We start from the raw sequence: 20,033 nt of genomic DNA, 5'->3' as shown, positions 1-20,033 counted from the left end.
GCTTTTGGCCGGGGACGCGATTTTATTCTCCGGCGGGCCTGCGGAAAGCGGCCCGCCACGTCGGCGCGGCCGCGTCAGCCGCGATATTGGTCATCCGTCACCTGTTCCATCCAGTCCACCACCTTGCCGTCCTTGACCTCCTGGAGTGCAATATGGGTCATGGCGACATCGGGTGCGGCCCCGTGCCAGTGCCTTTCTCCCGGTGCGAACCAGACGGTATCGCCGGGACGGATTTCCTCCACCGGGCCGCCTTCGCGCTGCGCCCGGCCAAAGCCGGAAACCACAATCAGGGTCTGGCCGAGGGGATGGGTGTGCCAGGCGGTGCGGGCGCCGGGTTCGAAGGTGACCTGAGCGCCCTGAACCCGCTCGGCATCAAAGGGGTTGAAGAGGGGATCGATGCGCACCTGCCCCGTGAACCATGCCTCGGGGCCTTTCGCCGATGCCCGTGTTCCTGCGCGCAATATTTCCATTGGTCGTTCTCCTGATGGCTGACTCGAGGCGATTTGAAGCGGGAATCCTCCCATTGTCCACAGTGAAATGAAAACCGACATGATCTGCCGGCCAAGGACGCTTTCCGAAGCTCCGCGCCGCGCTTGTCCCGGCCCATGTCTCGATTTTTCAAGCCTTTTCCGCAGGTCGGAACTGCTCATCCGCCGCCGTTCCACGCCCTTGGATAAAAATCATTCTCGGGATTGACTCATTTATGAAAACGGTTACATTCGCAGATGTAAACGGTTTCATTTGTTAAAAACCGTGCTTGGAGGAGCAAATTTCATGTTTAGACATTTGATGGCTGCTGCCGCGATGGTGCTGGCGGCGGGCACGTCGGCGCATGCCCAGGAGCAGAGCTTCAAGATCGGTCTTTCCAATTCTTTCGTCGGCAGCGAATGGCGCACGCAGATGATCGAAGAGGCTCAGGCTGCCGCCAAAGCGTGGGGCGAAAAGGGCGTCAAGGTTGAGGTTGTCGTTCAGAGCGGCAACGTCGATGTGCAGGGGCAGATCGGCCATATCCGCAATTTCATGAACCAGGGCGTCGATGCGATCCTCATCAATCCCGGCAGCCCGACGGCCTTCGATCCGATCTTCGCGCAGGCCAAGGCGCGCAATATTCTCGTCATCGCAACCGACGCCGAAGTGTCCTCGAAGGATGCGCTCTATGTCGGCATCGACCAGAAGGCATGGGCGGCGCAATCCGCGCAATGGCTTGCGGATGCGCTGAAGGGCAAGGGAAGCGTCGTCGCCATCAATGGCATCGCCGGCAACCCCGCCAACGAAGCCCGCGTCGCCGGTTATCGCGAAGTGTTCAAGAAATATCCTGATATCAAGGTGCTGAACGAAGCCAATGCGAGCTGGGATCAGGCGCAGGGCCAGCAGGCCATGCAGAACCTGCTTGCCACCTATCCCGATATCAGCGGTGTGTGGGTGCAGGACGGCATGGCGGACGGCGCATGGCGCGCCATCGAAGCCGCCGGCAAGACCAAGGACATTGCCGCGACCGGTGAAATCCGCAAGGACTTCATGACCCGCTGGGAAAAGGAAAAGTTCAATTCCGGCGCTTCGGTCAATCCTCCGGGCGTCATGGCCAGCGCGCTCAACGTCGCTGTCCTGAAGCTGCAGGGCAAGGAATTCAAGGACGGCATTTTCGGCGGCACCTATGGTAACGCGATCTATATTCCGATCCCCTTCGTCAGCAATGACAACCTTGCCGACAACATCAAGGCTGCCGATGGCAAGCCGGGCTACTGGTCCGTCACGGCAACCGTGACGCCGGAACAGGCCGGCGAGTTCTTCAAGTAAGAGCCGTTTCGGGTCGGCGAACGCCGGCCCGAACCAGAATTTCGAGTGCGGACCGGGCCTTGGCCGGCCGCCTGTGACAAGCATTATTCGGGGACATGCGATGGCGAACGCTTTGGAAGCGGCCGGCATAACGAAGAATTTTGGCGCCGTGCGCGCGCTTTCCGACGGCAGGCTGACGGTTGGTCGCGGTGAAATTCACGCGCTGCTGGGCGCCAATGGCTGCGGCAAGAGCACGCTTTGCAAGATCGTTGCGGGCGCGGTCGCGCCGACCAGCGGCACGATCCGGTTCAACGGTGCGGAAGTGCGCTTCAAAAGCCCGCGGGACGCCGAAAATGCCGGTATTGCGCTGTTTTATCAGGAACTCAGCCTCGTTCCGCAGCTTTCGGTCGCCGATAATATCTTTCTCGGCCGCGAGCCGAAACGTGGTATCTTTGTCGACGGCAAGGCGCTGAAGGCCGAAGCGGCGAGACTGATCGCGCTGTTTGACGGCGTGGCTGGCGAAGGGCTGGAGCCGGATGCTATCGTCGGCAATCTGCCGCCCGATCAGCGCCAGCTCGTCGAAATCCTCAAGGTCTTCGCCCAGAATGCCAGCCTGATGATCATGGACGAGGCGACGGCGGCGCTCGATGGTCGCCAGTCCCAGCGCTTTTTCGAGATACTCCGGGCCAAGAAAGCCGAAGGTGTCTCCACCATCATGATTTCCCATCGTCTCGATGAGGTTTTTGCCGTCTGCGACCGCATCACGGTCATGCGGAACGGCGCGACGATTTCCGAACTCGATACTGCAGCGACCACCCGCGAAGCCGTCGTGCACGACATGGTCGGCGATGTTCGGGCCGCTCCTGCCCGTCAGAACGGGTGTTCGGCTGCTGCGCCGAGCCTGAAGCTGGCGGATGTGGCGGGTGAGGGCGTTCGCGGTGTCTCTCTGGAAGCCTATTCGGGCGAAATCGTCGGTCTGGCTGGTTTGCAGGGGCAGGGCCAATCGGCCCTGCTGAAAGGCCTCTTCGGCGCGAACCCATTTGCTGCCGGCCAAATCCGGTTTGAGGGTCGTGAAATCACCATCGGCAAGCCTTCGCAGGCGGTTCACAGTGGTTTTGCCTATGTCTCTGGCGACCGTGGCCGTGACGCTTCCCTTCAGGGTCGGTCGATCTTCGAAAATCTCGTCGCGGCGCTGATGGTGCGCGAGAAGATGCGGCTGGTCCGTCCCGCGACGCTGAAGCCGCGCGTGCAGAAGGTCGCGGACGATATGAAGACGAAGTTCGCCGGCCTGGATATGCCGATAGGCACGCTTTCGGGCGGCAACCAGCAGAAAATCTTCATCTCCCGCTGGCTCGCCACCGCGCCGAAACTGCTGCTGCTCGACGATCCGACCAAGGGCATCGATCTCGGCGCGAAGGCCGATCTCTTCGCCCTGATGCGGCAACAGGCCGATGCCGGCGCGACCATCCTTCTTTATTCCTCGGAGGATGCGGAAATCCTCGAATATGCCGACCGCATTCTTGTGTTCAACGGTGGACGCATTTCTGCGGAACTGACCGGAGCCGACATGACATCCGTAAACATGACCCGCGCCGCCTATGGAGATGCCGCATGAGCGCCTCCGGTTTTCTGCGCAGGCAGCCATGGGTCATCACCCTCGTCGTACTGGCGCTTCTCATCGCCGTGAACACGTTTCTGCAGCCTTCCTTCGTTCAGCCCTCCGTGCTGCAATCGAACCTGACGACGTTTCTGCCCCTGATCCTGGTCGCCATCGGCCAGACCTATGTCATTCTGGCGGGCGATATCGATCTGTCGGTCGGCAGCATCGTGGCGCTTGCCAATGTCGTCACCGTCAGCGTCATCGCAGCACTTGGCGGCACGACGGGTGCCGTCTTCGCTGGCATGGCGGCGGGTGTGGCTGTCGGGCTGCTCTGCGGACTGGTCAATGGCCTCTTCATATCCGGCCTGCGCTTTCAGCCGATCGTCACCACCTTCGCAACCGGTATCATCTTTGCCGGGCTGGCGATCTGGGTGCTGCCACAGGCGGGTCTTCCGGTGCCGGAAGCCTATTGGCAGACCTATTCCGGCAGCTTCATCGGCTTGCCCTTCGTGCTGTGGGTGCTGATTGGGGGCATCGCCTTCACCCTCATCGTGTCGCGCATTCCCTTCCACACCCACCTTCTCGGGGTGGGCGGTAATCGCACCGGGGCCTTCCAGACGGGGCTGCGCCTTTCGGGCATCCGTATCGGCGCATATATGATCTCCGGCCTGTTCTCGGCGCTGGCGGCGCTGTGCCTGACGGGGGAGACGGCCTCGGGCGACCCTCTGCTGGGCGCAAGTCTGGCGCTCTCCTCCATCTCTGCCGTGGTTCTGGGCGGCACCGCACTTTCGGGCGGTTTCGGCAGCTCGACAGGGTCGATTGCCGGCGCGCTGGTGCTCGGCATGATCGGCAATGTGATTTTCTTTGCGGGCCTGCCCTTCGAGTACCAGACACTGGTGCAGGGTTTGATCGTGCTGACGGCGCTGGCCGGCGGCGTTCTGGTGACGAGGCGTTGATATGACCAATCCCGGCTTGCAACTCAAAACCCTCCTTACCGATCCCCTGACCATCGCGATTGGCGCATCGGTCTTCCTGCTGCTGATCGGCGAATTGCTGTCGCCCGGCTTCGCGCAAGGGTCGCAGATCGTGCGGCTGCTGACGATTGCAGCCATTCTCGGCATCGTCGCGGCGGGCCAGAACCTCGTCATCCTCGGCGGGCGCGAAGGCATCGACCTTTCCGTCGGCGCGATGATCTCGCTCGGCGCCGTCCTTGCCGGCAATATGATGAACGGCCAGAATGCCGGCATTCCGCTCGCCATTCTCGTTGCGGGCGGCATTCCCTTCCTGATCGGCCTCATCAACGGTCTCGGCATCACCTTTGTGCGCATTCCGCCGCTGGTCATGACGCTCGGCATGACGGCGGTGATCCAGGGCGGGCTGGTTGTCTATTCGCAGGGCGTTCCGTCAGGCGCGGCAGCACCCCTGCTGGCGGGCTTCATCAACCGTCCGCTCATCTTCGGCATCCCCGGCGTGCTTTTCGTCTGGCTTGGCATTGCCGCAATCATGCTGTTCGTGCTGCGCCGCACCGCCTTCGGTTTCGCTATCTATGCCATCGGCTCCAACGAGCGGGCGGCGACGCTCACCGGATTGCCCGTCTCTTTGATCCGCACGCTGCTTTACGGCCTTTCCGGCCTGTTTGCCGGGCTGACCGGCGTCTGCGTGATCGGTTACACCGGCACGTCCTTCATCTCCGTCGGCGACCAATATGTGCTTCCGTCGATTATCGCGGTCGTCATCGGCGGCACCTCGCTTGCCGGCGGCGCGGGCGGATATGTCGGAACCATGGCCGGGGCAGTTGCGCTCACCATTCTGCAAAGCGTACTGATAACGCTCAACCTCGATGTATGGGCACGGCAGATCATATTCGGTGTCACGTTGCTAGCGCTGATGCTGCTTTATGGCCGCCAAAAGCAGTTGCGTGTGTGACAGATGAGCAAAGACCAAGGTTCGAATATCAGGGAAGTTGCAGCTCTCGCGGGCGTTTCCATCGCGACCGTATCGCGGGCGTTGCAGCAACCCGACAAGGTTCGCCCGGAAACCAGAAAGAAGGTTTTCGACGCCGTCCGGCAGGCCAACTTCGTTCCCAATGCGCAGGCGGCAAGCTTCCGCCGCCAATCCAACAACACCGTCATCCTTCTCGTTCGCGATATCGGCAACCCGTTTTATCTCGAAATCTACAAGGGCGTTGAGGAAGCGGCGGGCGAAGCGGGCTTCAAGGTGCTGATGGGCGATGCCCGCAACGACGAGAACCGTGTGGCGACCCATATAGACATGGTACGCCAGAAACATGCCGACGGCCTGATCCTGATGACCGGCCAGTTTCCCGCCGAGCTTCTCGATCAGGGCGACGCGTTGCCGCCGATCGTCATCGCGTCGGAAACGGTGCCCGGCCTCGCGTTGCCGACCGTCAAGGTGGACAACCGCGCCGCCTCCAAAAACGCCATGCGCCACCTCATCGAGGCGGGACATCAAAGGATTGTGCATCTGGCCGGCCCGGTTCCGGAAAGTCTGGCGCAGGAGCGTTTCGATGGTTATCGCGCGGCACTTGCCGAAGCGGGCATCGCTTATGCCGACGAACTTGTGGTGACGGGCGATTACAGCATCGAGGCCGGCCGTCAGGCGATTGGCAGCCTTCTTGAAGGCGGTATTGCCTTCACCGCGATCTTCGCCTCGAGCGACCAGATGGCGATTGGCGCGATCAGCGAGTTGCGGGCGCGTGGCGTTTCGGTTCCGGCCGATGTCTCCGTCATCGGCTTCGACGATATCATTTTCGCCAATGCTTTCGAGCCGCCGCTGACGACGGTGCGCCAGCCCCGCCAGGAAATGGGCCGCAGGGCCATGGCGCTGATGGTGGACCGGCTGAACGGTAAACGCACGGCCGAGACCATCGTGCTGGATACGGAACTGGTGGTGCGCGGCTCGGTCGCGCCCTGCCGCCCGCCGCATCGGTAGCGGCCAGACTGTGAATGCAAGGAGTGTAAGGACATGAAGACGATCAAAGGCCCGGCGATTTTTCTCGCGCAATTTGTCGGGGACAAAGCCCCCTTCGACACGCTCGACAATCTCGGCCAATGGGCGGCTTCCCTCGGTTACAGGGGCATTCAGGTGCCGACCGATCCCAGGCTCTTCGATCTTGAGAAAGCCGCTGCATCCAGGACCTATTGCGACGATATCAAGGGTCGTCTGGCGCAAATGGGTATCGAGATCACCGAGCTTTCGACCCATATTCAGGGCCAGCTCGTCGCCGTTCACCCGGCCTATGACGAAATGTTCGACGGTTTTGCACCCGCCGAACTGCGCGGCAAACCCAGGGCGCGGCAGGAATGGGCGGTCAACCAGCTGAAATATGCGGCGAAAGCCTCGCAGCATCTCGGCCTCAAAAGCCACGCCACCTTCTCCGGCGCACTCGCCTGGCCCTTCGTTTACCCCTGGCCGCAGCGCCCGGCGGGTCTTGTTGAAATGGCATTTGCGGAGCTGGGCAAACGCTGGACCCCCATTCTCGATGCCTTCGAGGAGAATGGCGTCGATCTCTGCTATGAGCTGCATCCGGGTGAGGATCTGCATGACGGCGTCACCTTCGAGCGCTTTCTTGAAGCCACCGGCAATCACCCGCGCGCCAACATCCTCTACGATCCCTCCCACTTCGTCCTTCAGGCGATGGATTATCTCGATTTCATCGACATCTACCACGAGCGTATCCGCGCCTTTCACGTCAAGGATGCCGAGTTCAATCCGACTGGTCGCTCAGGCGTTTATGGCGGCTATCAAGGCTGGGTCGACCGGCCGGGCCGTTTCCGCTCGCTCGGCGACGGGCATGTCGATTTCGGCGCGGTGTTTTCCAAGCTCACCCAATATGACTTCGATGGCTGGGCGGTGCTGGAGTGGGAATGCGCGCTGAAGCATCCGGAAGACGGCGCTCGTGAGGGTGCGGGCTTCATTGAAAACCATATCATCCGCGTGACCGAGCGGGCCTTCGACGATTTCGCCAAAAGCGGTGTCGATGATGCCGCCAACCGCCGCCTTCTCGGTCTCTGAAAGGAACATCATGTCCTCCACGACAGCAAAATTCGATAGTCGCCGCATCCGCCTCGGTATGGTTGGCGGCGGTCAGGGCGCCTTCATCGGGGCGGTGCATCGCATCGCGGCCCGGCTGGATGACCGTTACGAACTGGTGGCCGGTGCGCTTTCTTCCGATCCCGCACGTGCAGCCGCTTCGGCGACCCTGCTCGGCATTGCACCGGAGCGTTCCTATGCCTCGTTCGAGGACATGGCGGCGGCCGAGGCTGGGCGCGAGGACGGTATCGAGGCGGTCGCCATCGTCACCCCGAACCACCTGCATTTCGCCCCGTCCAAGGCCTTTCTCGAAGCCGGCATCCACGTCATCTGCGACAAGCCGGTTACCGCGACGCTGGAGGAAGCGAAGGCGCTGGCCGAGATCGTCAGGGCATCCGACAGCCTGTTCGTCCTGACGCATAATTACACCGGCTACGCGATGCTGCGGCAGATGCGGGAAATGGTGGCGAGTGGCGACATCGGCAAGTTGCGCCACGTTCAGGCCGAATATGCGCAGGACTGGCTGACCGAGGCCGTTGAAAAGACCGGCGCAAAGGGCGCTGAATGGCGCACGGACCCCAACCGTTCCGGCGCGGGCGGGGCAATCGGCGATATCGGCACGCACGCTTTCAACGCCGCCGCCTTTGTGACGGGTGAAATCCCAAGCAGCCTTTATGCCGATCTGACGTCTTTCGTTCCGGGCCGGCAGCTGGATGACAGCGCCAATATTCTGCTTCGTTATGCAAGCGGCGCAAAAGGCATGCTCTGGGCGAGCCAGATCGCCGTCGGCAACGAAAACGCCCTGTCGCTGCGGGTCTACGGCGACAAGGGTGGGCTTGAATGGCACCATCGCGTCCCGGACGAGTTGTGGTTCACACCTTACGGCGAGCCGAAGCGTCTGATCACCCGCAATGGCGCGGGTGCAGGCGATGCCGCCAACCGTGTCAGCCGTGTGCCGTCAGGGCACCCGGAAGGATATCTCGAGGGTTTTGCGACGATCTACCGCGAAGCCGCAGATGCAATCATCGCAAAGAGGGAGGGAAAAACGGCCGCCGGGGATGTGATTTATCCCGGCATAGAGGACGGCCTTGCGGGTCTCGCATTCATCGATGCGGCCGTCCGGTCCAGTCGGACCTCGTCCTGGGTCGGGATCGACATCTAGCTCACCCAATATCGGGGACGGACGACGCAGGGCACAGGAGGCGGTGCCCGGCATGACCCGGCCAGACGGCTGGGAAAGGCGTGGGCACACGTGTCGTCATATTGATCAAACGGAAAGGGAGTTACGCGTTTGAAAACGTTCAAGTCAAAATTCGCTGGCATGGCATTCGTCGTCGGACTGGCGGCCGGTTTCGCAAATCCGGTTTTTGCCGATGACAGCAAGGTGCTGCCGATCGCCGCGCAGATGTACACGCTGCGCAATTCCGGAACGCTGGAGGAACAGCTTGCCATTCTCAACCGCGCCGGCGTTTCCGCCGTGGAAACGGTGGACATGCAGAAGGTCAGCGCCGGCGAACTGAACACATTGCTGGAAAAGCACAAGATCAAGGTCATTTCCTCGCATGTGCCGATCGACAAGCTGCGCGGCAATCTCGATGCGGTCATCACCGAGCAGAAGGCTGTCGGCAACCCGGTCGTGACCGTGCCGTTCCTGAAGCCCGAAGACCGCCCGAAGGACGCCGCCGGCTGGACCGCCTTCGGCAAGGAGCTTGGCGGTTACGCGGACAAGCTTTCCGCGGCGGGCCTCTCCATGGCCTATCACAATCATGATTTCGAGATGGTCAAATTCGACGGCAAGACGGCGCTCGAACTGCTGCTCGACGCGGCAGGCCCGAAGCTGCAGGCCGAAGTCGATGTCGCCTGGGTGGCGCGCAGCGGCAATGATCCGGCCGAATTCCTCGGTACTTTGAAGGGCAAGGTTTTTGCCATCCACGCCAAGGACAACGCGCCTGCGGGCACGGCGGAAAATGAGCGCGGTTTTGCCACACTCGGCACCGGTGTTCTCGACTGGAAAACGATCCTGCCGGCAGCCAAACAGGCCGGCGCAAAATGGTTCATCCTTGAGCATGACCTTCCGCTCGATGCCGAAGCTGTCGTGACCAAGGGCAACGTGTTCCTCAACGAACGCCTGCCGACCATTCAGTAAACACTGCCAGTAAAACCAGAACCGCTCCCCGGCGGCCGGTTTCGGCGGGGAGCATGAGGTTCGACAGACGCATGACCAGTTTCCGCCGCGTCGCGACGGGAAGCGCTTTGCCCTGTCGTTTTTTCCAAGCTCACATCGGAGGAGTTATCATGGCAAACAATCATTATGATGCGATTGTTGTCGGCTCGGGCATCAGTGGAGGCTGGGCCGCAAAGGAACTCACGCAAAAGGGCCTGAAGGTCCTGATGCTGGAGCGCGGCCGCAATATCGAGCACGTCACCGACTATCAGAACGCCGACAAGGAAGCCTGGGATTATCCCCATCGCAACCGCGCCACGCAGGAGATGAAGGCGAAATACCCCGTTCTCAGCCGCGACTACCTGCTGGAGGAGGCAACGCTCGGCATGTGGGCCGATGAGCAGGAAACGCCCTATGTCGAGGAAAAACGTTTCGACTGGTTCCGTGGTTACCATGTCGGTGGTCGCTCGCTGCTCTGGGGCCGCCAGACCTATCGCTGGTCGCAGACCGATTTCGAGGCCAATGCGAAAGACGGCATCGCCGTCGACTGGCCGATCCGCTATGAAGACGTCTCCCCCTGGTATGACTATGTCGAACGCTTTGCCGGCATTTCCGGCAGCCGCGAGGGGCTGGATATTCTCCCCGACGGTGAATTCCTGCCGCCCATTCCGCTCAATTTCGTGGAGCAGGATGTCGCAAGCCGGCTGAAAAAGGCGTTCAAGGGCACGCGCCACCTCATCAATTCGCGCTGCGCCAACATTACCCAGGAACTTCCCGATCAGGAGCGCACGCGCTGTCAGTTCCGCAACAAGTGTCGGCTGGGCTGTCCCTTCGGCGGCTATTTCAGCACGCAGGCCTCGACCCTGCCTGCGGCGGTCGCCACCGGCAATCTGACGCTCAGGCCTTTCTCCATCGTCAAGGAAATCTTGTACGACAAGGACAAGAAGAAGGCGCGCGGTGTCGAGATCATCGATGCTGAAACCAACCTGACCTACGAATACACCGCCGATATCATCTTCCTCAACGCCTCGACGCTGAACTCGACATGGGTGCTGATGAATTCCGCCACCGATGTCTGGGAAGGCGGCCTCGGCAGCAGTTCGGGCGAACTCGGCCATAACGTGATGGACCACCATTTCCGCATGGGCGCGACAGGCCAGGTGGAAGGTTTCGAGGACTTCTATTTCAAGGGCCGCCGTCCGGCGGGCTTCTACATTCCGCGTTTCCGCAATACCGGCGATGACAAGCGAAAATATCTGCGCGGTTTCGGTTATCAGGGCTCCGCCAGCCGTTCGCGCTGGGAGCGGGAGATCGCCGAACTCAATATCGGCGCCGATTACAAGGAGGCCCTGACCGAGCCGGGCGGCTGGACCATCGGCATGACCGCCTTCGGCGAAATGCTTCCCTATCACGACAACCGCGTGAAGCTGGATCATGACAAGAAGGACAAATGGGGCCTGCCGGTCCTCTCCATGAATGTCGAGATGAAGCAGAACGAACTCGACATGCGCGAAGACATGGTCAATGACGCCGTCGAAATGTTCGAGGCGGTCGGCATCAAGAACGTCAAGCCCTCGCGGGGCAGTTACGCCCCCGGCATGGGTATTCACGAAATGGGAACGGCCCGCATGGGGCGCGACCCGAAAACCTCCGTCCTCAACGGCAACAACCAGGTCTGGGATGCACAGAATGTCTTTGTCACTGACGGTGCCTGCATGACCTCGGCCTCCTGCGTCAACCCGTCTTTGACCTACATGGCGCTGACGGCGCGTGCCGCCGATTTTGCCGTTTCCGAACGCAAGAAGGGGAACCTGTGATGAACAGACGCGAACTGCTGAAACTGATAGCCATTGCCACCGGCCTTCCGCTGATCGGCGTGGATGTCCTCACGGCTGCCGAAAACGCCACCAAGCCCGCCGGCGCTACCCATGTCTTCACCCCGGAGGAAATCCGCTTTCTGGACGAGGTGGCGGAAACCATCATTCCCCGCACCTCCACGCCGGGTGCGAAGGATGCTGAAGTGGGAGCATTCATGGCCGTCTATGCGGCCGATTGTTATACCGACGAACAGCGGACGCTCTTCCTTTCGGCGATTTCCGATATCGAGAAGCGCAGTCAGGCCGAACACAAAAAGGCCTTTCTGGAGCTGACGGCAGAACAGCGGCAGGCGCTGCTTGCCGCACTGGACAAGCAGGCCAAGGCGGAACAGACGCCGGCAAAGCCGCACGCCTTCACGCTGGTCAAACAGTTGACACTGCTTGGTTTCTTCACCTCGAAGATCGGCGCCACGGAAGTTCTCGTTTACGACGAGATTCCCGGCGGTTTCGAAGACCGCGTTCCCTACAAGAAGGGCACGCCCGCCTGGGGCACGACCTGAAGAGAGAACTGTTGGCCCGTCCGCATTTGCAGACGGGCCACACTCAAGCGGCAAGACAAGGATGACACGATGCGTAAGACACTCATCATCGCGGCGGCTATGCTGACCGCAAGCACCGTTCCCGCTCTTTCGGAGGGCGATGTTGCCAAGGGAGAGGCGGTGTTCAAACGCTGTTCCGCCTGCCACGCCATAGGCGAGGGCGCGAAAAACAGGGTCGGCCCGCAGCTTAACGGCATCATTGGCCGCGCGGCAGGCGGCGTGCCTGACTATAGTTATTCGGCTGCGATGAAAAAAGCGGGCGAGGACGGTCTCGTCTGGACACCGGAAGAATTGCGGGATTTCCTGAGCGCGCCCAAAAAGAAAATACCCGGCAACAAGATGGCGCTGGCGGGCATCAGCAAGCCGGAAGATCTGGACAATCTCATCTCCTATATCGAAAGCGCCGCTTCGAAGCCGGCTGAGTGAGAGCAGCGCGGTTACACGGTGGAAGTAAAGCTCCTGGCGAAGGTCAGGCGCCTGCGCGCTAGACTTGGCTCGCTTCGCCCTCCGCCAGCTGAGCAAGGCCTGGCAGATTGCAGACCAGAAGCTTCTGCCGCCCGCCCTGCACCAGCCCCTTGCTCTCCCAACTGCTGAGGATGCGGGAAACGGTGTGCAGTGTCGTGCCGGTCATTTCGGCGATATCCTGACGCGAGATCGGAAAGTCGATGCGGATACCGTCCAGCTCCTTGCGGCCCGCCTGTTGGGAGAGGCGCAGCACGGCGTGGGCCACCCGGCGCTCCACTTCCTGCGTCGACATTTCGCGGATGCGCGTATGGGCTTCCTCGAGGCGCTGGCCGATGGTCTGCATGGCGGAGACGGCGAGATGCGGGTTCTGCTCGACGAATTGCGGCCAGAGGTCCGTCTGCCAGGAGAGTATGACGCTTTCGGCAGCCGTCGTGGCGGTGCCGGGATAATCCGACCTTTGCAGCGCCCGGGCAAAACCGAAGAGATCGCCGGGATGCACCACGCGCACGATGATCTGCTGGCCGTCATGGGTCACCTGCGTCACCTTCAGGCGGCCGTGAATGAGCAGGAAGAAATGCGTGGCCGGCTGGCCCTGCTCGAAAATGGCTTCGCCCGGCGGCACCAGCCGGGATGTGGCGTGGGTCAGCAGTCCGTCCAGCTCATCGTCGGCCATCTTGGCAAACAAGGCCAGCGACCGGATGACGCTTCGGTCAATCTTCACTTGCACCCTCTCCGGTGATTGGCCGCCGCCCTGGTTCCCGCAATGGGCACCCCGGGTGTCGGCCTCTTCTGTATCCTCACAATACAGCACTATCACGGGCCGAAGAAGATCAAATGATATGAATCAACCGATTGTTTTTATTGACGATTATCAAGAAAACAGAGTGGTTGCGCCAAGCTTTTCGAGAAGCGGCGCATACCAGCGCGTATCCCTCACCAGCCGGAAGCCGAGATTGTCCGGCGGCACGCCAACGGCGCAGCCGCCGCTTTTCGGGTTTTTGACGAAGGCGCTCATCGCCGCCCGGTGTTTTCCCGAAGTGACGGGAATGCCGCAGGAGGCGACGCTATCGATCGCCTCACCATCCTTGCCGAGCGTCACACGGTGGCTGCAGCTGGAGGTCCATTCCCATACATTGCCGCCGAAATCGGCAAGGCCATATTCGTTTTCGCCGAAGCTGCCATAGGATTGCGGAACGGGGTTGCCCGAGGCCTTGCGGCTGGTCTGCCGCTCATAGTCCGCCAGCCAGCGCAAAGCGGGGTTTTCACTATCCGCAGCCACACCGAGCGTCTCATCCGGGAAAAGCGAGCCGGCGGCGAAGGCCAGTTCAGCATCGCTTGGCAGGCGCCAGACAGTGCCTGTCCGTTCGCTCAGCCACGCCGCATAGGCGCGGGCGTCATCCTGGCTGATGCCGGTTGCCGGTATCGCGCCGCCGACGGGGGCGGCAAAGCCGGGTTCGGGTTGCTGGCAGCTGCCTTCCGCCACGCAGCGCGCATAATCCGCGCTCGATACCTGATATTTCATGATCGTCAGATTTTGCCGCATCGTCACGTCGACCATCGGGCCATCGACGGCATAACCATTGCGGAAATATTCGCCCTCTGCCCGGTAGGTGAAATGTCCGGCGGGCACAGTGACGACCTGCGGTGCCGTCATGGCGGCGCGTGGATCGGCGCCGCTGCGGATGATCCCGGACTGAAAACCGATGGCCGTCGCCAGCAGCGCGGCAAGCGAGAGCGGCAAAAGAAGCGAGACGGCATTTGGGAAATGGCTGTTGCCGGGAATGCCCATGGGAACCTGCCTGCGTCAAGAAGACGCCAAAGTTCGGACCTGCTTTCAGGCCGCATAGCAGAAGGGGGAGCGCGCCGCGACCGCTGGCGGCGGCGCGCTCCCGTTTGTGTCAGATGCTCGAGGGGGCGAGCACCGCCTGCATCAGGTTGTTGTTCCACTCACCCGTCACCTTGAAGTGCGCGGCCGCGCCCAGTTCGAAGGCTTCGATGAGGTTGTGGTTGACATAGGCATAGATGCCGGGCTGTTCGAAGGTATAGAAGGCCGCGCCCGCCGTGCCGCCGGGGATGAACCAGGTTTCCTGGTCGAGATCCGGCGGGTTGCGGAACTTGCCCGTCGCCCAGACATAATCGCCATGGCCACCGATGAGGTGCGGACGGGTATCACGGTTCGCCTGCGAATGGACGATCAGCACCTTCTCGCCAACGGCCGCCTGAAGGGCGTGTTCCCCCGTCAGGGCGCCGACTGCGCCGTTGAAGACGATGTGGCTCGGCGTCAGCTTGCGCATCACCTCCAGCGTGTCGGCCATGGCGTCGCCGGCGCTTTCATATTTCTTGAAATTGCCGTTCTCGTCGCGGGGAATGTAGAAGTCCTGCTCGCCGACATAATAGACCTTATCATAAACAAGCTCCTTGCCGTGGCCGTCCGTCAGGCCCTCGCGCGGCAGCACCATGATCGCGCCATTCATGCCCGAGGTAACGTGCCACGGCACCATGCCGGGAGGTGCGCAGTGATAGACGAAGACGCCGGCCTTGGTGGCCTTGAAGCGCAGGATCGCCTTTTCACCGGGGTTGACGATGGTGAGCCCGCCGCCGCCGAGCGCGCCGGTGGCCGAGTGGAAATCGATATTGTGCTGCAGCTCGTTGCTATCGGGGTTGATGAGGGTCAGTTCGACATAGTCGTCCTGATGCACCACCATCAAGGGGCCGGGAACCGAGCCGTTGAAGGTCATGGCGTGGACCTCGGTGCCCTTGTCGTCGAGAACCATCTTCTGCTCTTTGATCGTCAGCGTGAACTCGACGATCTTCGGTCCGCCTTCGGCTTTCTGCGTGTGGGCATGCACGAAGGGCGGCTTGACGAGATCAACCTTTACGCGAGGAAGCACTGCAATCTCCGCGCTCGTCAATGGCTTGGCTACGGCCTTCTTTTCCTCTGCCGCGCTCGCTGCCGATGGCATGATGACGGGAGCTATAGCCCCTGCAAATGCTGCGCCTGCGAGAATATTACGCCGTGTGATGTGGAAAGTTTCCGTCATCATTTTTCTCCTATCCCTCTTGGGGCAGAGCATGTTTCGCTCTGTCACAGCATTTGTAGCGGAGGGGCGGAAATACAATTTGAGATGGAGCAAACTTCGCTTTCGGCACCCTGCGACATTTTGGCAGGCGGCTGAAGGCCGGTGAGGAAGTGTCGCGCCGCCTCTTTGCCTGTTCGCAAAGAAGCCAGACGGGCTTGGGTCTAGACATATGTCAAGACCAAGCAAGGAGCATTATAATGAGTGGCAGCGAAACCGTTCTCACCGAAGGGCGCAGCCGGCCAAAGGGCGGCATTCCAAGAGGGCTGGCGCGCACCGGCCCGGTTATCTTTTCTTACGGCTTCCGGCCGTTTTTCCTCGGCGGCGCTTTCTGGGCCATCGTGGCGATGGTGTTGTGGATCGCAGCCCTTTCCGGCTTCATCGACCTTGGCGGGGATTACGGCGCGCCGAACTGGCATGCCCATGAGATGCTGTTCGGTTTCGCTTCGGCAGTGCTGGCGGGCTTTCTTCTAACGGCCGTGCCGAACTGGACGGGGCGGCTGCCGGTGTCGGGCAAACCGCTGGTCTGGCTGTTTGCGCTCTGGTGCGCGGGCCGGCTTTTGCTGCTTGTGCCGGATAAGGTGGGCGTGGTCACCGCCGCAGCCGTCGACGGGCTTTTTCTGCCGGCACTTCTGGCGATCTGCGCGCGCGAGGTCATTGCCGGGAGCAAATGGAAGGATCTGAAGGTGCTGTGCGGACTACTGGCGCTTTCCGTCGCCAACATCGTATTCCACGTTGCGGCGATTGGCGGCGATCATAGCCAGATCGCGACCCGCCTTGCGGTCTCGGCCTATACGGTTCTTGTCATCATCGTCGGTGGCCGCATCGTGCCGAGTTTTACCCGCAACTGGCTGAACCGTTTCGGCCGCACGGATTTTCCAGTCCCCTATAACGGTTTCGACACCGCAGCCATCCTGCCGGTATCGCGGCGCTGGCCGTCTGGACAATAGAGCCCGAGAGCATCGTGGCCGTGCCAACGGCGCTTCTGGCGGCTTTCATGCATGCCGTGCGTCTTATCCGCTGGCGCGGCTGGACGACATGGCCGGAGCAGGTGCTGGTGGTGCTGCATGTGGCCTATGCCTTCATTCCCGTCGGTTTCATTACCATAGCGCTGGCGGCTCTTGACGTCATGGACACGCGTTCCGTCCTGCATGTCTTCACCGTCGGCGTCATCGCCTGCATGATGCTTGCGGTGATGACGAGAGCGAGCCTTGGCCATACCGGACGCAAGCTCGCGGCCAGCAGGGTCACCATCGCCGCTTATGTGGCGCTGATCGCTTGTGCGCTGCTGAGACCGGCAGCCGAGTTCTTCCCCGGTGCGATGATGCATCTTTATGCCTGCTCGGCGATCCTCTGGATCGTGGGCTTCGGTCTCTTCTGCGTTGAATATGGACCGATCCTGATGCGCGAGCGCAAACCGTTGAAAGCCTAGAAGGCTTTCATTGCCACACCGCCAAAACGAAACGCCCCGGAAGCAATTTCCGGGGCGTTTCGTTATCTGGGATACCCGATGGTTTAATGTGCGCCCGCACCGGCGCGGATAAATATACGAAACGCCGTGCGCGCCTCGTCGAAATTGCCGGCCCATTGGTGCCCCCGGGCCAGAAGCTCCGGGTAAAGAAAGGTCGGCTCCTGCGGCATCAGCACGAAGATCACGGCGCCCGGCGGAAGACGGTCGAGTGCTGTAAGCGTACGGGTCGCCTGGCCTTCGGTCGTCTCGTCGCTGAGATCGAGATAGATGATCGGGTCGGGCCATATCTGCGGCTCCTCGGCATTGCCCGCAAGCGCCGGCGAAACGGAAATCTGCTCGGCTTCACTGGATTGCGGCGTAAACAGCACTTCCCAGTCGCCGCCGCCGATTTCCCTAACCTGATGGTCGAAACCGCGCTCGGCCATCACCTTGAACAGCGGGACGGGCCGGAAGGTGGCGTATAATCGCAGCGCCTCACCCGGAGCAAGCCCGGCCACGGCTTCCATGATGGCCGGAAAGGGCTCGCCGCCGCTCAGCAAAAGCGGCCGGACATCGAGTTCCCTGATCGTTTCCGTCATTGCATCACCTCATCTGTCGGCTGGCGGCGGCAGGGGCCGGCCGCCAGAGGTCTTTTCACCATGCCGCTGGCGCTGAGGTCAATGCTCGGAACCGCAGCAGCATTCGCAGCCGGACATATCGTCCTCGGAACCTTCGGCCTGTTCTTCAAGCCGGCCGATATCGAGACGCCAGACGTCCGGGCCCTGTTCGAGATATTCCCAGCCGAATTCACCGGGGAAATTGGTGGCGAGCTGGTAAAGCAATGGACGGGGATCGTGATCGCTGGTGATCTGCAGCGATTGCCCTCGAGCCAATGCGCCGAGCGCGCCGAAAATGCGCGGATGGCGTTCGCGATGCGGAATGATGCGCACATCGATATTGGTTGCTGTTTGGGCTTCGGACATAGGCTGGCTCCACGGCCGCGGAAGGAATGATGTCCGGCGGTGCGGCCGGCCGGCGGACTGGAAAAACCTATCCGCCGTGCTGTTGGGAGACATTGTCGCCGCGCAAACAAACCTGAGATTCGTCAGGTCCGTCTGCGCGACAATCAGCCGGCAAGGCTGCGATAGATCGCCGGCAGCGCCGATGGCAGCTTGGCGATCCTGCTGACGATGGCATAACCGTTTTGGCCGAACATGGCCGGAATATAGGATTGCGCCTTGCTGTCGACGGTCACTCCGAAGACACTGACGCCCGAGCGCCGCGCCTCGGAAACCGCGCGGCGGCTGTCCTCGATGGCGAAGCGGCCCTCATAGTGATCGACATCGTTCGGCTTCCCGTCCGTCAGCAGCAGAAGCAGCTTGCGGCGCTCCGGCCTCTCATGCAGCTTGGCGCTGGCGTGGCGGATGGCGGGGCCGATGCGGGTGTAGAAGCCGGGCTTCAGCGCCGCGATGCGCCGCTCGACAGCGTGGCCCATCGGCTCATCGAAATCCTTCACCGTTTCCACCCGCACCCAGGAGCGGCGGCGGGAGGTGAAGGTCAGGATGGCGTGACTGTCGCCGCAGGCGGAAAGCCCGTGGGCAAGCACCAGCAGGGCTTCCTTCTCCACATCGAGAACCCGGCGGTTGTCGAACCAGGCATCGGTCGATAGCGACACATCGACGAGGATCGTTACGGCAAGATCATGCGCCTGCGGGCGGCTTGCCATATGAATGCGGTCGCTGCCCTGTCCTCCGGCGGCGATATCGCTTCTGGCGCGAACCACGGCGTCAAGATCGAGATCATTGCCGTCAAGCTGGGCGCGCAGCATCTCGTGGCGTGGCCGCAGCACCTCGAATTGCCGCCTGACCCGGCGGATGAGGCTTCTGGTGTCCGGGTCGGGTTCCGGTGCCGTCTCGGCGTCTTTCGCCGGACCGGCGATGACCCGGCAATGATCGGCGAGATAGATACCGCTGCGATAATCCCATTCGGGATAGGTCAGCTCCGCTGTCAGCGGGGTATGGTTCAGTGCTTCAGGCGGCAGGTCGAGATCGAAGCGGAAGCGGGCGGAAGGCCGCCCCTTTCTTTCACCCAGCGTCATATCGTCAAGCTCGTCCGCCGCGCTGCCGTCGGCATCGTCGCTATCGTCACCCGGACGGTCGACATTGACCATCTCGGCCATGGCGAGGATTTTTTCGAAACGGTTGAGGATGAAGGGGCTGCGTTCGGTCTGGCGGTTCTCGGTCTTTTCGCGCACGGCGATATGGCGGGCGGCTTCCGCGCCCTGCGGCGCGGCGCCCGCTGCCGGCTGGTCTTCGCTCTGCCTGGCCTCGGATGTTTCGCGCAGCAGCGTGTCCGGCCACAGCGGCACCGGCAACATCGGCAGGTAGCGCGGCGGCGCCTTGGCCGGAAAGCCGGCGGGTGGCGCAAGGCCCTCGATCCCTGCCGCATCGGCGAGCATGGAAAGCACCCGTTGTTCCACCTGTTGCTCCGCCTGCGGCAGCGGACGTTTCTGCCGCACCGCGAGCATGGCGGCGCAAAGCCGGCGATAACGGGTCTTCATTCCGGGGAAGGCATGGATGACGGCTTTTGCCAGTTCTGTGGCGCGGTCGAGCCGGGCAAGATCGTTGCGAAGCGGGTCGGCGGCCATGACTAGTTCAAGCGGCATCATCGCCATGGCGGCGGCGAGCCAGAGATAGAGATCGCGGTTGAGGCAGCGGTCGGGAAACAGATCGAGTACGGGCGGTAGCATCAGCGTGGCATGATCACGTCCGGGCTGGGTCAATTTTTCCTCGCCAAGACCCATGCGCTGGCGCAGCCTCAGCCGGTGCGTGGAGGTGCGGGCGCGGGCCGGGGCGATCTGCACCGCATGTTCACCGCCAAAACCGCGGAAACAGATGGCCAGTACGGCCTGCATATCCTCCAGTTTCACGGCATGATCCGGGAAGCGCAGCCATGTGCCGGTTTCGCCGATCAGTCTGTGCCAGGCGCGGCCGACGGTTTCTTCCAGTTCCAGAAAGTCCAGCATGGTTTAT

General features: G+C 61.7%; 18 protein-coding genes and 1 pseudogene. 12 read left to right on the top strand and 7 right to left on the bottom strand.

The features are described 5' to 3' along the window. Positions 1 to 74 precede the first annotated feature (74 nt). Positions 75 to 470, bottom strand: a complete 396-nt coding sequence (locus L901_RS24980) for a cupin domain-containing protein (RefSeq protein WP_059761005.1) — start codon at positions 468 to 470, stop codon at positions 75 to 77. A gap of 304 nt (positions 471 to 774) precedes the next feature. Between L901_RS24980 and L901_RS24975 the strand changes: the two genes are divergently transcribed. The 11 genes from L901_RS24975 to L901_RS24925 all read left to right on the top strand — a co-directional run bounded on the left by L901_RS24975 (position 775) and on the right by L901_RS24925 (position 12,435). Beyond that, the gene (locus L901_RS24975) at positions 775 to 1,797 is read left to right on the top strand and encodes a substrate-binding domain-containing protein (RefSeq protein WP_003522041.1); all 1,023 of its coding nucleotides are present in this window, start codon (positions 775 to 777) and stop codon (positions 1,795 to 1,797) included. A 100-nt stretch (positions 1,798 to 1,897) separates the two neighbouring features. Continuing rightward, a complete protein-coding gene (locus L901_RS24970) occupies positions 1,898 to 3,391 on the top strand; it encodes a sugar ABC transporter ATP-binding protein (protein ID WP_059761003.1) in 1,494 nt (497 codons plus the stop codon). Further along, on the top strand, positions 3,388 to 4,332 hold the full coding sequence (locus L901_RS24965) for an ABC transporter permease (protein ID WP_059761001.1): 945 nt from the start codon (positions 3,388 to 3,390) through the stop codon (positions 4,330 to 4,332). Before L901_RS24970 ends, L901_RS24965 begins: the two co-directional genes overlap by 4 nt. A gap of 1 nt (position 4,333) precedes the next feature. Further along, a complete protein-coding gene (locus tag L901_RS24960) occupies positions 4,334 to 5,302 on the top strand; it encodes an ABC transporter permease (RefSeq protein ID WP_059760999.1) in 969 nt (322 codons plus the stop codon). Positions 5,303 to 5,305: 3 nt separating this feature from the next. Continuing rightward, positions 5,306 to 6,328, top strand: coding sequence for a LacI family DNA-binding transcriptional regulator (locus L901_RS24955; RefSeq protein ID WP_020811084.1), 1,023 nt, complete (start codon positions 5,306 to 5,308; stop codon positions 6,326 to 6,328). Positions 6,329 to 6,361: 33 nt separating this feature from the next. Then, complete coding sequence (locus L901_RS24950) at positions 6,362 to 7,411, top strand: sugar phosphate isomerase/epimerase (protein ID WP_059760997.1); 1,050 nt, start codon at positions 6,362 to 6,364, stop codon at positions 7,409 to 7,411. 10 nt (positions 7,412 to 7,421) lie between these two features. Continuing rightward, a complete protein-coding gene (locus tag L901_RS24945; RefSeq protein ID WP_059761263.1) occupies positions 7,422 to 8,591 on the top strand; it encodes a Gfo/Idh/MocA family protein in 1,170 nt (389 codons plus the stop codon). A 129-nt stretch (positions 8,592 to 8,720) separates the two neighbouring features. After that, complete coding sequence (locus L901_RS24940; protein WP_059760995.1) at positions 8,721 to 9,575, top strand: sugar phosphate isomerase/epimerase; 855 nt, start codon at positions 8,721 to 8,723, stop codon at positions 9,573 to 9,575. Positions 9,576 to 9,724: 149 nt separating this feature from the next. Next, positions 9,725 to 11,410, top strand: coding sequence for a GMC oxidoreductase (locus L901_RS24935; protein ID WP_059760993.1), 1,686 nt, complete (start codon positions 9,725 to 9,727; stop codon positions 11,408 to 11,410). After that, positions 11,410 to 11,970: a gluconate 2-dehydrogenase subunit 3 family protein gene (locus L901_RS24930; RefSeq protein WP_059760991.1), complete on the top strand. Its 561-nt coding sequence runs from the start codon at positions 11,410 to 11,412 to the stop codon at positions 11,968 to 11,970. Before L901_RS24935 ends, L901_RS24930 begins: the two co-directional genes overlap by 1 nt. 69 nt (positions 11,971 to 12,039) lie before the next feature. Then, positions 12,040 to 12,435, top strand: coding sequence for a cytochrome c family protein (locus tag L901_RS24925; protein ID WP_059760989.1), 396 nt, complete (start codon positions 12,040 to 12,042; stop codon positions 12,433 to 12,435). 58 nt (positions 12,436 to 12,493) lie between these two features. On the opposite strand, the gene L901_RS24920 is transcribed toward L901_RS24925, so the two are convergent. From L901_RS24920 to nirK, 3 genes are all read right to left on the bottom strand, one after another. After that, a complete protein-coding gene (locus L901_RS24920) occupies positions 12,494 to 13,195 on the bottom strand; it encodes a Crp/Fnr family transcriptional regulator (RefSeq protein ID WP_003522052.1) in 702 nt (233 codons plus the stop codon). 150 nt (positions 13,196 to 13,345) lie between these two features. Beyond that, on the bottom strand, positions 13,346 to 14,263 hold the full coding sequence (locus L901_RS24915) for an SUMF1/EgtB/PvdO family nonheme iron enzyme (RefSeq protein ID WP_059760988.1): 918 nt from the start codon (positions 14,261 to 14,263) through the stop codon (positions 13,346 to 13,348). A 109-nt stretch (positions 14,264 to 14,372) separates the two neighbouring features. Further along, the gene (gene nirK, locus L901_RS24910; protein ID WP_059761261.1) at positions 14,373 to 15,515 is read right to left on the bottom strand and encodes a copper-containing nitrite reductase; all 1,143 of its coding nucleotides are present in this window, start codon (positions 15,513 to 15,515) and stop codon (positions 14,373 to 14,375) included. A 236-nt stretch (positions 15,516 to 15,751) separates the two neighbouring features. Between nirK and L901_RS24905 the strand changes: the two are divergent. After that, positions 15,752 to 16,983: pseudogene (locus tag L901_RS24905) on the top strand (NnrS family protein). A gap of 83 nt (positions 16,984 to 17,066) precedes the next feature. Here the strand turns inward: L901_RS24905 and L901_RS24900 are convergent. The 3 genes from L901_RS24900 to L901_RS24890 form a co-directional block, all read right to left on the bottom strand. After that, the gene (locus tag L901_RS24900; RefSeq protein ID WP_059760986.1) at positions 17,067 to 17,600 is read right to left on the bottom strand and encodes a DUF2249 domain-containing protein; all 534 of its coding nucleotides are present in this window, start codon (positions 17,598 to 17,600) and stop codon (positions 17,067 to 17,069) included. A gap of 78 nt (positions 17,601 to 17,678) precedes the next feature. Next, the gene (locus L901_RS24895; protein WP_059760983.1) at positions 17,679 to 17,984 is read right to left on the bottom strand and encodes a DUF2249 domain-containing protein; all 306 of its coding nucleotides are present in this window, start codon (positions 17,982 to 17,984) and stop codon (positions 17,679 to 17,681) included. Positions 17,985 to 18,127: 143 nt separating this feature from the next. Next, a complete protein-coding gene (locus L901_RS24890) occupies positions 18,128 to 20,026 on the bottom strand; it encodes a nitric oxide reductase activation protein NorD (RefSeq protein ID WP_059760980.1) in 1,899 nt (632 codons plus the stop codon). Between the last annotated feature and the right edge of the window lie 7 nt (positions 20,027 to 20,033).

This window comes from Agrobacterium sp. D14 (genome assembly GCF_001526505.1).
Lineage (GTDB): Bacteria > Pseudomonadota > Alphaproteobacteria > Rhizobiales > Rhizobiaceae > Agrobacterium > Agrobacterium leguminum.
This window is presented reverse-complemented; position numbering and strand designations above follow the sequence as displayed.